This window comes from Streptomyces sp. Ag109_O5-10 (assembly GCF_900105755.1).
GTDB lineage: Bacteria > Actinomycetota > Actinomycetes > Streptomycetales > Streptomycetaceae > Streptomyces.
The window spans coordinates 2,550,274-2,564,120 of the sequence record NZ_FNTQ01000001.1 but is presented as its reverse complement, the minus strand read 5'-3'; the positions used below and the strand labels follow the sequence as shown (position 1 = coordinate 2,564,120).

Here is a 13,847-nt window from a genome sequence, read left to right as displayed (position 1 = left end):
GCGCCAGCGGGTCAAGCGGCGCACCCGGGGACACGTCAGCATGGCGGGCGCGCGGCTGCCCTGGCGCCCGGGAAAACGGCGGAGGCAGCGCCCCTGCGGCCGCTGCCTCCGTGTGTGTCGTTCGGGTTGACCGGGCGTCAGGCGTTGGCTCCGCCCGCCCCGGTCGCCAAGGTGCCGCTGATCTCGGCCGCGTTCAGGTCGCTGACCTCCTCGGCGCCCAGCACCGCGCCGGTGCCCCTCTTGCTGGTCCGCAGCCGCTTCTCCAGCCAGGAGGCGAACGTGGTGAGGGCGAGGTTCAGCAGGATGAAGACGACGCCGACGACGACGAAGCTCGGGATGACGTTGGCGTAGTTGGCGGCGAGTGTGCCGCGTGCCGTGAGCAGTTCCGTGAACTGCAGCATCACGCCGCCCAGCGCGGTGTCCTTCACGATCACCACGAGCTGGCTCACGATGGCCGGCAGCATCACGGTGACCGCCTGGGGCAGCAGGATGCCGGTCATCGTCTGCCCCTTGCGCAGCCCGATCGCGTACGCCGCCTCCGTCTGCCCCTTGGGGAGCGCGAGGACGCCGGCGCGTACGACCTCGGCGAGCACCGAGGCGTTGTAGAGCACCAGGCCGGTGACGACCGCGTACAGCGGCCGTTCGTCGCTGCCGACGTCGGTGGAGCGGACGTAGAACTCGTTGGCGAACAGCATCAGCAGCAGGACCGGGATCGCGCGGAAGAACTCCACGACCCAGGCGGCCGGTATCCGCACCCAGGCGTGGTCGGACATGCGGGCGATGCCGAAGACCGCGCCCAGCGGGAGGGCGATGACCATGGCGAGCGCCGCGGCCTTGAGGGTGTTGCCGAGGCCCGGCAGCAGGTACGTGGTCCAGGCCTCGGAGGTGGTGAACGGCTGCCACAGGCCCCACTTGAGCTGACCCTTGTCGTCCATCTTCTGCCAGACCCACCAGACCGCTAGGGCGAGGAACAGGACGAAGACGACGGAGAGGACCACGTTGCGCCGCTTGGCGCGGGGCCCAGGGGTGTCGTACAGGACGGAGCTCATCGCTTCACCGCCAGGCGCTTGGCGAGCCAGCCGAGGAAGAGGCCGGTCGGAAGGGTCAGGACCACGAAGCCGAGGGCGAAGACCGCGCCGATGGCCAGCGTCTGGGCCTCGTTCTCGATCATGGTCTTCATCAGGGCGGCGGCCTCGGCGACGCCGATCGCGGCCGCCACCGTGGTGTTCTTCGTCAGCGCGATCAGGACGTTGGCCAGCGGGCCGATCACCGCGCGGAAGGCCTGCGGCAGCACGATCAGCCGCAGCGTCTGCGAGAAGTTCAGCCCGATCGCGCGAGCCGCCTCGGCCTGCCCGAGGGGCACGGTGTTGATGCCGGAGCGGATCGCCTCGCAGACGAAGGCGGCGGTGTAGGCGGTCAGGCCGAGCACCGCGAGGCGGAAGCCCTGGACCTTGAAGTCGGAGGCGCCCAGCGTCACGCCGAAGATGTCGGCGAGGCCGAGCGAGGTGAAGATGACGATGACCGTCAGGGGGATGTTCCGGACGATGTTGACGTAGGCGGTGCCGAACCCGCGCATCAGCGGTACCGGACTGACCCGCATCGCGGCCAGCAGGGTGCCCCAGACCAGGGAGCCGACGGCGGAGAGGACGGTCAGTTCCACCGTCGTCCAGAACGCCCCTAGGACGTCGTAGCCTTGAAGAAAGTCGAACACGATTTCCCGCGCTTCCGGGTGTGTGGCGTACGGAGAGGGCATGGCGCGCCGCCGCCGGGGAAGCGGTGGCGGCGGCGCGCGGGGTTCGGTTCCGCCTTGCGCGAAGCCTTACTTGACGATCACGCCGATCTTCGGGGCGGGCTCGTTCTTGTAGCCGGCCGGGCCGAAGTTCTTGGTGACGGCCTTGTCCCAGGAGCCGTCGGAGACCATCTTCTCCAGCGCCTTGTTGATCTTGTCGAGGGTCGTGGAGTCGCCCTTCTTGACCCCGATGCCGTAGTTCTCGTTGCTCAGCTTCAGGCCGGCGAGCTTGAACTGGCCCTTGTACTTGTCCTGCGCGGCGAAGCCCGCGAGGATCGAGTCGTCCGTGGTCACCGCGTCGACGGCACCGCTCTGAAGGCCGGCGATGCACTCCGAGTAGGTGCCGACCTCCTTGAGGTTTGCCTTCGGGGCGATCGTCTTCTGGATGTTCTGCGCCGAGGTCGAACCCGTCACCGAACAGAGCTTCTTGCCGTTGAGGTCCTCGCCCTTGGCGATCGTCGAGTCCTTCTTGACCAGCAGGTCCTGGTGGGCCAGCAGGTACGGGCCGGCGAAGTCCACCTTGGCCTTGCGCTCGTCGGTGATCGAGTAGGTGGCCGCGATGAACTTCACGTCACCGCGCGCGAGGGCGTTCTCCCGGTCGGCGCTCTTGGTCTGCACGAACTTGATCTGGTTCGGCTTGTAACCCAGCTGCCCGGCGACATAGGTGGCCACGTCGACGTCGAAGCCGGAGAAGGAACCGTCGGGCTCCTGGAGGCCGAGACCGGGCTGGTCGTACTTGACGCCGATCTTGATCTCGCCGCCGCCCGAGGAACCGCTGTCGTCCTTGTCGCCGCTGCCGCACGCCGTGGCGGACAGGGCGAGCGCGAGCACGGCGGCCGAGGCGGCGGTGACCTTGCGGAGCTGCATGATGAACGTCCTTTGAAGTGATGACAGGTTGCTGGATCGCCGTGCGGGTCAGTGGTGCAGGATCTTCGAAAGGAAGTCCTTGGCCCGGTCGCTGCTCGGGTTGCTGAAGAACTGGTCCGGGGCGGCCTGTTCGACGATCCGGCCGTCGGCCATGAAGACCACCCGATTCGCGGCCGAGCGGGCGAAGCCCATCTCGTGGGTGACGACGATCATCGTCATGCCGTCCCTGGCCAGCTGCTGCATGACCTCCAGGACCTCGTTGATCATCTCGGGGTCGAGGGCCGAGGTCGGCTCGTCGAAGAGCATGACCTTCGGGTCCATGGCCAGCGCCCGCGCGATCGCGACGCGCTGCTGCTGGCCGCCGGAGAGCTGCGCGGGGTACTTGTCGGCCTGGGTGCCCACGCCGACCCGGTCGAGCAGGGCGCGGGCCTTCTCCTCGGCCTGTTTCCGGTCCGCCTTGCGGACCTTGACCTGCCCGAGCACCACGTTCTCCAGCACCGTCTTGTGCGCGAAGAGGTTGAAGGACTGGAAGACCATGCCGACGTCGGCGCGCAGCCGGGCCAGCGCCCTGCCCTCCTGGGGCAGTGGCCTGCCGTCGATGGTGATCGATCCGGAGTCGATGGTCTCCAGACGGTTGATGGTGCGGCACAGCGTGGACTTGCCGGACCCGGAAGGCCCGATCACCACGACAACCTCACCGCGGGCGATCGTCAGGTCGATGTCCTGGAGCACGTGCAACGCGCCGAAGTGCTTGTTGACGCTCTTCAGGACGACCAGTTCGCCGGTCGCGGCCACGTCCTGCGCGGCCACCGATACTTCGGTCATCGCTTTCGGGCTCCGTCCTCCTCGGTTTCGAAGGAATGTAGTTTTCGCAGATGAGCAGCGTCATTACATCTGAGGGAGATCTGAGCATCACGATCCGGTAGCAGCCGGACACGGCTCGTAGCACCGGCGGCCGCCCGGGTATCGGCCGGGTAACGGAACCCGCCCGCCCCCGGAACCCACTTGACGCCGTCGGCGTCCATCAGCGTGACTGCTCCTCGTGCACGCGCGTGTGCACGTCATCTCCAGAACGTGGGCTTTCCGCAGGCAAGCCGACGACGAACCACGACCGTACGACCGCTGAACCGGAGGGGGCCGGGATGAGACTGCTGCTCGTCGAGGACGACAACCACGTCGCCGCCGCGCTCTCCGCGGTCCTGGCCCGGCACGGGTTCTCCGTCACCCACGCCCGCAGCGGCGAGGAGGCCCTGCGTGCCCTCGTCCCCGAGAGCGACGGCTACGACGTCGTCCTGCTCGACCTCGGCCTGCCCGACCAGGACGGCTACGAGGTCTGCGGCAAGATCCGCAAGCGCACCAGCACCCCGGTGATCATGGTGACCGCCCGCTCCGACGTCCGCTCGCGGATCCACGGCCTCAACCTGGGCGCCGACGACTACGTGGTGAAGCCGTACGACACGGGGGAGCTGCTCGCCCGGATCCACGCGGTCAGCCGGCGCACCCACCACGAGGACGGCCAGGGCGGCGGCGACAGCGCGCTGCGGCTCGGCGCCGTCCGCATCGAACTGCCCACCCGTCAGGTCAGCGTGGACGGCAAGGTCGTGCAGCTCACCCGCAAGGAGTTCGACCTGCTGGCGCTGCTCGCCCAGCGGCCGGGCGTGGTCTTCCGCCGGGAGCAGATCATCAGCGAGGTCTGGCGCACCAGCTGGGAGGGGACCGGCCGCACCCTGGAGGTGCACGTCGCCTCCCTGCGCGCCAAGCTGCGCATGCCCGCGCTCATCGAGACCGTACGCGGCGTGGGCTACCGGCTCGTCGCCCCGGCCGCGTAGCGGGGACGGGTGCGCACACGCCTCCTTCCGCTGCTCATCGTCCTGATGGCGGCCGTGCTGCTCGCGCTCGGCGTTCCGCTCGCCGTCAGCACGGCCGCCGCGCAGCAGCAGAAGGTCGTCGTCGACCGCATCGACGACACCGCGCGGTTCGCCGCCCTCGCCCAGTTCGTGACCGACACGCCCTCCACCGCACGCCCCACGGGCACGGACGACCGCCTGGAGACCCTTCGCCGCGAACTCGCCAGCTACTACGGCGTCTACGGCATCCGCGCGGGCGTCTTCTACCGGAACGCGTCCTCCATGGCCAACGCGCCCGACGACTGGGTGCTGCCGACGACCGGCGAGGTCCGGGAGGCCTTCGACGAGTCCCTGCTCAGCCGCCGCAGCCACGATCCCGCGCAGGTGTGGCCCTGGCAGCGCAGCCGGCTGGTGGTGGCCTCACCGGTGATCCGGGACGGCGACGTCGTCGCCGTGGTGGTCACCGACTCGCCCACCGGCCCGATGCGCTCCCGCACGCTGCGCGACTGGCTGCTCATCGGCGCCGGCGAGTGCACGGCGATGCTGCTGGCCGTCGGCGCGGCGCTGCGGCTGACCGGGTGGGTGCTGCGGCCGGTACGGGTGCTCGACGCCACCACGCACGCGATCGCCAGCGGCCGGCTCAAGTCCCGGGTCGCGGCGGCCGGCGGCCCGCCGGAACTCAGACGGCTGGCCCGGGCGTTCAACGAGATGGCGGACAACGTCGAGGACGTGCTGGAGCAGCAGCGGGCCTTCGTCGCCGACGCCTCCCACCAGCTGCGCAACCCCCTCTCCGCGCTGCTGCTGCGCATCGAGCTGCTCGCCCTCGAACTGCCCGAGGACAACGAGGAGATCGCCTCGGTCCGCACCGAGGGCAAGCGGCTCGCGCAGGTCCTGGACGACCTGCTCGACCTGGCGCTGGCCGAGCACGCCGAGGCGGACCTGATGACGACCGACCTCGGCAGGCTGGCCGAGGAGCGGATCGCCGCGTGGGCACCGGCCGCCGCCGCGAAGGGGGTTCGGCTGACCGGGGAGTGCACGCCGACCACCGGGTGGGCCGACCCGGTCACGCTGTCCAGCGCGCTGGACGCGGTGATCGACAACGCGGTGAAGTTCACGCCGGCGGGCGGTCTGGTGGAGGTGACCGTGCGTGCCGAGGGCGACCTGTCCACGGTCGTGGTGACCGACTCGGGGCCGGGGCTGACGGACGAGGAACTCGCGCGCGTGGGGGACCGGTTCTGGCGGAGCGGGCGGCATCAGAACGTGAAGGGGTCGGGGCTGGGGCTGTCGATCACACGGGCGTTGCTGGCGGCGGGTGGGGGTTCGCTGTCCTGCGAGCACCATGAGCCGGGGGGTCTGCGGGTGACCGTGGCTGTGCCGCGGGGCAGGTGAGAGCGGGGCTCAGGGCTTCACCGAGCGGTAGTAGCGGCGGGCCCCCTCCTGCAGTGGCAGCGGGTCCGTGTAGATCGCCGTGCGCAGGTCCACCAGCTGGGCCGAGTGGACGTGGTTGCCGATGTCGTCGCGGCTCTTGATGACCGTACGGGTCACCCACTCGGTGAGGCGCGGGTCGACGTCCTTGCGGGTCATCAGGACGTTGGACACCGCGATCGTGGGCACGGTCGTGCCCTGCTGCACGGACGGGTAAGCCGACTCCGGCATGTTGGTCGCCCGGTAGTACAGCGAGGCCGCGCCCTCGGTGTGCAGCTTGGTGACGAGGCTCTCGCCGATCGGGACGAACGTGAAGCTGAACTTCTTCGCCAGGTCGAGCAGTCCCTTGGTCGGCAGGCCGCCCGACCAGAAGAACGCGTCGATCTCACCGCGCCGCAACTGGTCCGGGCCGGTGTCTATGCCGTCGGACACCGGTGTGATGTCCTTCGCCGGGTCCATCCCGGCGGCTCTGAGCACCCGGTCGGCGATCAGCCGCACCCCCGAGTTGGGCAGCCCGATCGCCACCCGCCTGTGCCGCAGTTGTGCGACGCCGGTGATGCCCGAGTCGCGGGGTACGACGAGCTGGACGTAGTCGTCGTAGAGGCGGGCCACCCCGCGCAGCCGTCCGGCGTCCTGGCCGCCGTTCAGCTCGTACGTCTCCACCGCGTCGGCCGCCGCGATGGTGAAGTCGGCGTGGCCGGTCGCCACCCGCCGCACGTTCTCGTACGACCCGTTGCTCTGCACCAGCTTCACCTTCAGGCCCGGCATGTCCTTGCGCAGCTCGGTGCGCAGCCGTTCGCCGTACTCCTGGTAGACGCCGCGCAGCGTCCCGGTGCTGAAGACGATCGTCCCGGTCGGCGGCTTCTCGCCGAGCGGCAGCAGCCACCACAGCAGCAGGCCGAACGCGACGACGCCGGCGGTCGCGCACTGGAGGGCGCGGCGTCTGCCGATACGGGGGAGCAGCTTGGACATGCGCGCGATCCTGCCAGCCGGTCACCGTCCTGACCAGGGCCGGGGCCGGGACCAGGGGCGGGACCGCGCCGGGGGCACGGCGGCGGGGCGGGCCCGGGCCGGGCGCAGGGCGGCGGGGCGGGACTTTCGGTGACTGTCAGTGGCGGGCGCTACAGTCGTTCGCATGACCAGTCCCGTCCCCGGTGCCCCGTCCGGCACCTCGCCCGCCCGGCTCGTCCGGGAGTTCCACCATGCCTTCGGGCTGGCCGTCCGTACCACGCCGACCGAGGTCTCTCCCGAACTGGCCGCGCACCGCGGGGAACTGCTCGCCGAGGAGGCCGCGGAGGTCGCCGAGGTCGCTGTCGAGGGGCCTCTCGACCGGCTCGCGCACGAGCTGGCGGACGTGGTCTACGTGGCGTACGGCACCGCGCTGGTGCACGGGATCGACCTCGACGAGGTGCTCGCCGAGATCCACCGGTCCAACATGAGCAAGCTGGGGCCCGACGGGCAGGTGGCCCGCCGGGCCGACGGCAAGGTGCTCAAGGGGGAGCACTACCGGGCGCCGGACGTCTCGGCGGTGCTGCGCGGCCAGGGCTGGATACCGGGCGGCGCGGCCTGACCCGAGGTCAGAGGGTGCCGCCCGCCAGCTTCCACTCGCGGTGCAGGGCGCCCAGCGGGATGCTCCGCTCCAGTACCGGTGTGCCGAAGACGGACAGCTGGAGGCGGAGGGTGCCGGAGAGGTCCACACCCCCGTACAGGTTCCAGGCGCCCTGGGCTTGCACGCCGGGGGTCGCCGAGGTGGCGGTGACCGTGCCGGTGGCCTCGCCGCGCAGGTACGGCGCCAGGTCGGCGGTGACGCCCACGCTGCCGTACAGGCCGACGGAGGCCTCGGCGCCCAGCGCGGTCCGGACGCTTCCCGATGTGGTCACCGAGGTGCGCACCGGCGTGCTCGTCATGGTCGAGCTGCTGACCGGCGTCCAGCCCTGGGCCGTGCCGAAGGTGCCGCCCGCCTTGAAGGCACCCTTCAGGTTCTGCTCCACGTCGACGGTGATCTTGCCGTCGCCGCTCACCTGGAGGTAGCAGGTCAGGTCGAGGTTGACGACGACCGGGACCGCGCCGACCTGGAGGACGGGGTCGGCGTGCAGCTTGGCGAACGGGATGCGCAGCGGGGTGGCGGTGGCCCCGGCCCGCCCCTTGACCGCCCAGCCGGAGTTCCAGTCGCCGGAGAGCCCGAGGTAGGCGGAGCCGGGCGCGGTGCCGGTGCCGGCACCGCCGTAGGCGAAGTCGACCTGAGGGGCGACCTGCACGAAGCCGGAGACCGAGGCCGCGGCGGAGGCCGGAGCACCCTCGGCGGCCGGCACCTCGGTGCTGACGTCCAGGCGGAGGCTGCCGAGCGGCACGTGGGCGCCTTCGGGGCCGACGTGCACGTCACCGGTCCTGGACCAGGAGACCTTGACGTCGGGCAGCAGCTTGTCGACGTCGAAGGCGGCCGGGTCGACGGGCACGGTGCCCTTCGCGGTGTCGTCGCCGAGCAGGGCGTCGAGGGTGGCGGGCTCGGTCTGCACCTCGGTGCCGGCGTCGGTCTCGCCGAGTACCTTCGTCACCCTGGCGAGCAGCCCGTCCGGGGCGCCGGGTGCGGGGGCGCTGGCGATGACGTCACCGACGGCGGCCTGCTGGGCGGAGGCCGAGGCGGAGGCCGACGGTGACGGCGCCGTGGGGCTGGGGGAGACGGTGGGTGAGCCCGCCCTCCCCTTGCCTCCCGAATTCCCTTGTCCCGCCTTGGATATGACGGCACGTCGGGTGGCGCGGTCGTACGAGGCGACGGTGAGCGTGGTGCGGTGCGCCGGTCGGCCCGCACTCGCCGAGCCCGCGGCCGTGGTCGCGGCTGCGGCCGGTGCGGCGGCGACGGCGAGCCTCCGGCCGTCCGTGCGGGCGGTGGCGCTGGAGCCGTCGGAGGCCTGGACGGCCTCCCGTGCACGGCCGTCGGCGGCGGCCTGGTGCGGCGGCGAGGCGCAGCCGGCGGCGAGAAGGAGGGCGGTCATGACGAAGCCGGGCACGAGGGCATGCCCGAGCCTTGTGCGTCTGCGCAAGGTCAGTCCTGAGGGTGGGGGGTGACGAAGAGGCACCGGTCATGGTTACCGACGGGTAGAACCGGCCGGTAACCCGATGTGGCCCCGAGCATGCCACGCCCGCGGCACAGGCTCCCCACAAACCGGCCACATCTCTACGTGACCTGGACCACGGTGACTTCAGGTCGCCGTGGCCGTATCCGGCGGCGCCGGAAGCGGAGTTGGTCCCGGGGTCAGTCCTGCCGCTGCGCGGCCGCCCGGCGCTGCCGCTTGCTCAGGGGCGCCTGGGAGAGGTCCTCCGCGCTGGACCTGAGGTTCTTGTAGCCGTAGCCGCGCTCGGTGAGCCACGCCCTGGCCGTCTCCTCGGCGCGCTCGGTCGCCACCAGGATGTCCTCCTCTTCCTCCCCGGTGTCCTGGAAGCGGAAGGTGAAGGCCGGACGGGCGGTGATGTCGTAACTGAGGTGGCCCTCGGGCGTGAAGGCCGCGCGCAGCACGTCGTGCTCGGCGGCATGGGAGAGCAGTTCGGCACGCTGCTCGGCGCCGAGACCGTCGAAGACGCCTCGGACGGTGACGCGGAAGGTGCGGGTGGTCATGGCGCGACCCTAGGCAGGACGGAGCACACCGCTCCACCGCATTTCGGCGCCCGAAGGCCGGAGAACCCCCATCGCGGAGCCACGAAAACGGTAACGGGGGGGCGAGCCGCAGCCGTCAGCGCCTTCGGCCCCACACCTGCCGGGCCAACCGGGCTGTCAGCAGTCATGGCGGTGTTCGGCCCGGTCGGCACCCCGCTGCGGGCCCGGCAGGAGTGCGAGGCCACGGATCTGGGGAGCGCGCAGGTTGACACGGGATCCAGGCCGACGGACGCGCCTCGGAGGGTCGATCACTGAGCCGCCGGCGCCGGATCCGGACACGGACGGGGGCGACGTTCTCGGACGCCTGATCAGGTGGGCGTGGAGGGCACCCGGGAACGCATCCTCGCCGCGGTGCTGACAGCGACACGCTCTAGCCGCAATGCCGTTGCGTTAGCTCGTGGGCGTACGCTGTTGTGCAGTGTTCCCGGGGGTGGTTCGGGTGTCTGCGGATGTCGGCGAGTTATCAGGCTTGGGTTTGCTGACCTGGGTGTACCCGTCCGGTCTGGTGGATCGTGCAGTGGCCGCGTGCGGTCGTGCGGAACAGCGCAGGCGCCTGCTGCCGGCCCGGCTGATGGTGTATTTCGTGCTCGGGCTGGCCCTGTTCTCGCCGGCGCCGTATCTGGACGTGATGAGGCATCTGGTCGAGGGCCTGCGTGGCCAGGGCCTGCTGGGTGACTGGCGCATTCCGGCGAAATCGTCACTGTTCCGGGCCCGTCAGCGGCTGGGTCCCGAGCCGCTGCGGGTCCTGTTCACCACGACCGCGAAACCGATGGGCACCGAGGGAACTCCGGGGGCGTTCTGGCGGGGGCTGCGGCTACTGGCAGTGGACGGGACCTGCTGGGACGTTGCCGACAGCGCGGCCAACGAGGCTGCCTTCGGCCGCCCCGGAAACAGCCGCGGCCACGACAAGAGTTCCTTTCCCCAAGTACGGATGGCCTGCTTGATCGAGGTGGGCACGCACCTCGTGCTGGACGCCGAGCTGGCCGGCTGCCGCACTGGGGAAGTCACCCTCGTAAGCCGCCTGCCCCGCTCCTGCGGGCCGGGACAACTCGTGCTGGCCGACAGGGAGTTCCTCGGTGTGCCGTTGTGGCGGGCCTTCACCGCTACCGGCGCCGACCTGTTATGGAGGGTGCCGGCCAACCGGGTCCTGCCCGTTGACCGGATCCTGCGGGACGGATCCTGGCTCTCCCGCATCCACGCTCACACCGATCCCGCGCACACCGACCCGGTCACGGTGCGGGTGCTGGCCTACCAGCTGAACGGCACCGGCCACGCGGGCGAGGACTACCGGCTGGTGACCAGCCTGCTCGATGCCCGCCGCCATCCCGCCCGCCAGCTGGCCGCGCTGTATCAGGAGCGCTGGGAGGCGGAAGCCGTTTTCGCCGAGCTCAAGACGCATCAACGCGGAGCCCGCGTGGTGATCAGCAGCAAAACACCAGAAGGTGTCCTGCAGCAGATCTGGGCACATCTGCTGGTCCACCACGCGCTACGCGAGCTGATGGTGAGAACCGCCGCCACCCGGAGTCTGGATCCCGACCAGGTCTCCTTCACTGAGACCTTGCGCTCTGCCCGGCGCAGCGTGACCGTCACGCCGGGCAGTTTTTCCCCCTGACCTGCTGGTGAGAGCGCTCGTCCTGCTCCAGCATGACCTGCTGGAACGACTCCTGCCGCACAGACGCCTGCGCAGCCAGCCTCGCGTCGTCAAACGCAAGATGTCCAACTACCGCCTCAAACGGGCCGAACACCACACCTGGCCCCAGCCCACCCGCACCGGAACCCGAGCAGTGCGCATCAAACGACCCAAACCCGCCGACCCATAAAGCAACGGCATTGGCTCTAGCCGCCGGCCTGGCCGAGCCGCAGGTTCCAGCGCCCGGGGCCGCCCGCGATCTCCGTGGCCGACAGCGGTGGGACGTCCACGCGCCAGAACGCGGACTCGGGCGCTCCCAGCGCGTGCAGCAGCACGGCCCGCACCACCTCCGGCTCCACCACGGCGATCGTCCGGCCGGCGGACCGGCCCGTCCGGTCCAGCCAGCCCGTGACCCGCGCGCACAACTCCCGTACCGATTCACCGCCGTGCGGCGCGGCCCCCGGGTCGGTCAGCCACTGGAGCAGCGCCTCGGGTTCGGCGGTGCCGACCTCCTCCAGCGTCCGCCCCCGCCAGCGGCCCGCGTCCAGGCCCGACAGCTCGGGCTCCACCGAGGCGTCGAGGCCCAGCGCGGCCGCCGTCTCCCGGCAGCGCACACTCGGCGAGCTGACCTCCCCGCCCGCAGCCGGCAGGGACAGCGCCACCGCCCCGGGCCTCTCGATCGAGTCACCGTCGTCGAATCGGGCCCGCCGCAGCGAAGGGGTGATGGCGGGGGCCACGAGGATGACTCGGCAGGTCACAGGAGATGTTCCTCCTCGGTCGTGCACCGGGCACCGGCGCCGGCGGGCGCCGGACGGGCACGACAGTACGCCGTGACATCGGCGTCGAGTCGGGCGACGGTGCCACAGCGGAGCCGGATCGCTTCGCGCTCGCGACCCGCTCAGGCGTGCGACTGCTCCCGCTGCCGTCGGTACGCCGCGACGAGGAACACCCAGATCTCGCTGATCGTGGGGAACGGGGCGATCGCGTGCCGGAGGCGTTTGAGGGGTACCTCGCCGACGACCGCGATGGTGGCCGCGTGCAGCAGCTCGGTGACCCCGGACCCGACCATGGTCACCCCGAGCAGCACCTCCCGGTCGGCGTCGACGACCAGCCGGGCGTGGCCGGTGTAGCCGTCGGCGTAGAGGTTGGCGCCCTGGGCGGCGTTCAGGTCGAGGTCGACCGTCTCGACGCGGTGCCCGGCGGCGGCCGCCTGCTCTGCGGTCAGGCCCACGGCGCCCGCCTCCGGGTCGGTGAAGAAGACCTGGGCCACGGCATGCCGGTCGGCGGTCGTGGCGTGGTCGCCCCAGTCCCCGTCGTCCAGCGGCCGCCCGGCGGCGCGGGCGCCGATGGCGTCACCGGCCGTCCGTCCCTGGTACTTGCCCTGGTGGGTGAGGAGCGCGCGGTGGTTGACGTCCCCGAGGCCGTACAGCCACGCCCCCTCGACCCCGTCGACCAGGCAGGTCGTGTCCACGTCGAGCCAGGAGCCGGGAGTCAGGCCCACGGTCTCCAGGCCGATGTCGTCGGTGTTGGGCGTGCGGCCGGTGGCGAACAGGACCTCGTCGGCCTCCAGTTCGCTGCCGTCGTCGAGCGTGAGCGTCACCGGCCCCGCAGGGTCCGGTCGGCGCAGCGCGGTCACCTGGACGCCCGTCCGCACGTCCGCGCCGGCCTCGGCCAGCCCCTGGGCGACGAGTTCCCCGGCGAAGGCCTCCATGCGGGGCAGCAGCCGCCGCCGGACGAGCAGGGTGACCTGTGACCCGAGCCCCTGCCACAGCGTCGCCATCTCAACGCCGACCCCGCCGCCGCCGACCACGACCAGACGGGCGGGCACGGTGCTGGAGTCGGTGCCGTGCCGGTTCGTCCAGGGTCTGGCCTCCTCGATCCCCGGAATGTCCGGCAGCGCCGGCCGGCTGCCGGTGGCGAGGGCCACCGCGTGCCGGGCGACGAGGGTCTGCCGGGCGCCGTCGTCCTGGCCGGCGGTGCTCGGGCCGACGGTGACCCGGCGCGGCCCGTCGAGCCGGCCCTGGCCGCGGAACAGGTCGGCCCCGATGGACTTGACCCCCCGTGCCTGCCCGCTGTCGTCCCAGTCGGTGACGTAACGGTTGCGGCGGGCGAAGACAGCGGCCTCGTCGAGCCGTCCGGTGACGGCCTGCCGGGCGCCGTCCACACGGCGGGCGTCGGCGACCGCGAGGACGGGCCGCAGCAGCGCCTTGCTGGGCACGCAGGCCCAGTAGGAGCACTCGCCGCCGAGGAGTTCCCGCTCGACGACCGCCACGGAGAGCCCGGCGGCCCGCGCCCGGTCGGCGACGTTCTGCCCGACCGGGCCCGCGCCCAGGACGATCACGTCGTACGTGCTGCTCTCCCCGGACGCGTTCGGCGCCGCCTGAGACGCCGCGGTCGTACCCGCGCGCGGTTCTGCGTGCAGTTCTGCGTTCCGTTCGCTCATTGCTGCCTCACCTGACGATCGGTGCCGGTCCGCACGGTGCCGGGCCACCGGGGCCCCGAGCCGTACGGGTCATGTAACCGCGGGACGTGCGCGGTCGGTCGCGCCACGGCCATACGGCCGGCGAAGAGCCGTCATAAGCACCGCCTCTGGAGGGCTCTGCAGGGAGCGCTTATGAGGGACATCGGATCCGCCGA

General features: G+C 71.4%; 13 protein-coding genes. 4 read left to right on the top strand and 9 right to left on the bottom strand.

What is annotated here, in order from left to right; all coding sequences use genetic code 11:
• Window positions 1–137: 137 nt before the first annotated feature.
• The 4 genes from BLW82_RS11710 to BLW82_RS11695 all read right to left on the bottom strand — a co-directional run bounded on the left by BLW82_RS11710 (window position 138) and on the right by BLW82_RS11695 (window position 3,481).
• On the bottom strand, window positions 138–1,049 hold the full coding sequence (locus tag BLW82_RS11710) for an amino acid ABC transporter permease (RefSeq protein WP_093498732.1): 912 nt from the start codon (window positions 1,047–1,049) through the stop codon (window positions 138–140).
• Window positions 1,046–1,711, bottom strand: a complete 666-nt coding sequence (locus BLW82_RS11705) for an amino acid ABC transporter permease (RefSeq protein ID WP_093498731.1) — start codon at window positions 1,709–1,711, stop codon at window positions 1,046–1,048. The genes BLW82_RS11710 and BLW82_RS11705 overlap by 4 nt, the downstream gene beginning before the upstream one ends.
• A gap of 108 nt (window positions 1,712–1,819) precedes the next feature.
• Window positions 1,820–2,656 (bottom strand): glutamate ABC transporter substrate-binding protein, encoded by an 837-nt coding sequence (locus BLW82_RS11700; RefSeq protein ID WP_093498730.1) that lies wholly within the window; start codon window positions 2,654–2,656, stop codon window positions 1,820–1,822.
• Between the two features lie 48 nt (window positions 2,657–2,704).
• The gene (locus BLW82_RS11695) at window positions 2,705–3,481 is read right to left on the bottom strand and encodes an amino acid ABC transporter ATP-binding protein (RefSeq protein WP_093498729.1); all 777 of its coding nucleotides are present in this window, start codon (window positions 3,479–3,481) and stop codon (window positions 2,705–2,707) included.
• Between the two features lie 317 nt (window positions 3,482–3,798).
• Between BLW82_RS11695 and BLW82_RS11690 the strand changes: the two genes are divergently transcribed.
• Both BLW82_RS11690 and BLW82_RS11685 read left to right on the top strand, forming a co-directional pair.
• Window positions 3,799–4,485: a response regulator transcription factor gene (locus tag BLW82_RS11690; protein WP_093498728.1), complete on the top strand. Its 687-nt coding sequence runs from the start codon at window positions 3,799–3,801 to the stop codon at window positions 4,483–4,485.
• A gap of 9 nt (window positions 4,486–4,494) precedes the next feature.
• Complete coding sequence (locus tag BLW82_RS11685; RefSeq protein ID WP_093498727.1) at window positions 4,495–5,892, top strand: sensor histidine kinase; 1,398 nt, start codon at window positions 4,495–4,497, stop codon at window positions 5,890–5,892.
• A gap of 9 nt (window positions 5,893–5,901) precedes the next feature.
• Here BLW82_RS11685 and BLW82_RS11680 read toward each other — a convergent pair whose 3' ends face one another.
• On the bottom strand, window positions 5,902–6,900 hold the full coding sequence (locus BLW82_RS11680) for a TAXI family TRAP transporter solute-binding subunit (RefSeq protein WP_093498726.1): 999 nt from the start codon (window positions 6,898–6,900) through the stop codon (window positions 5,902–5,904).
• Window positions 6,901–7,063: 163 nt separating this feature from the next.
• Between BLW82_RS11680 and BLW82_RS11675 the strand changes: the two genes are divergently transcribed.
• Entirely contained in the window at window positions 7,064–7,498 is a 435-nt protein-coding gene (locus BLW82_RS11675; protein WP_093498725.1) for a pyrophosphohydrolase domain-containing protein, read from the top strand.
• A gap of 7 nt (window positions 7,499–7,505) precedes the next feature.
• Here the strand turns inward: BLW82_RS11675 and BLW82_RS11670 are convergent, their stop codons facing one another.
• Window positions 7,506–8,921: a hypothetical protein gene (locus tag BLW82_RS11670; protein ID WP_093508004.1), complete on the bottom strand. Its 1,416-nt coding sequence runs from the start codon at window positions 8,919–8,921 to the stop codon at window positions 7,506–7,508.
• Window positions 8,922–9,181: 260 nt separating this feature from the next.
• Window positions 9,182–9,541, bottom strand: a complete 360-nt coding sequence (locus BLW82_RS11665) for a DUF6204 family protein (RefSeq protein WP_093498724.1) — start codon at window positions 9,539–9,541, stop codon at window positions 9,182–9,184.
• A 478-nt stretch (window positions 9,542–10,019) separates the two neighbouring features.
• Between BLW82_RS11665 and BLW82_RS11660 the strand changes: the two genes are divergently transcribed.
• Window positions 10,020–11,192, top strand: coding sequence for an IS4 family transposase (locus BLW82_RS11660; RefSeq protein WP_256215588.1), 1,173 nt, complete (start codon window positions 10,020–10,022; stop codon window positions 11,190–11,192).
• 224 nt (window positions 11,193–11,416) lie between these two features.
• Here BLW82_RS11660 and BLW82_RS11655 read toward each other — a convergent pair whose 3' ends face one another.
• Together BLW82_RS11655 and BLW82_RS11650 are read right to left on the bottom strand one after the other, a co-directional pair.
• Complete coding sequence (locus tag BLW82_RS11655; protein ID WP_093498723.1) at window positions 11,417–11,968, bottom strand: histidine phosphatase family protein; 552 nt, start codon at window positions 11,966–11,968, stop codon at window positions 11,417–11,419.
• 140 nt (window positions 11,969–12,108) lie between these two features.
• The gene (locus BLW82_RS11650; protein WP_093498722.1) at window positions 12,109–13,653 is read right to left on the bottom strand and encodes a dihydrolipoyl dehydrogenase family protein; all 1,545 of its coding nucleotides are present in this window, start codon (window positions 13,651–13,653) and stop codon (window positions 12,109–12,111) included.
• Window positions 13,654–13,847 lie beyond the last annotated feature (194 nt).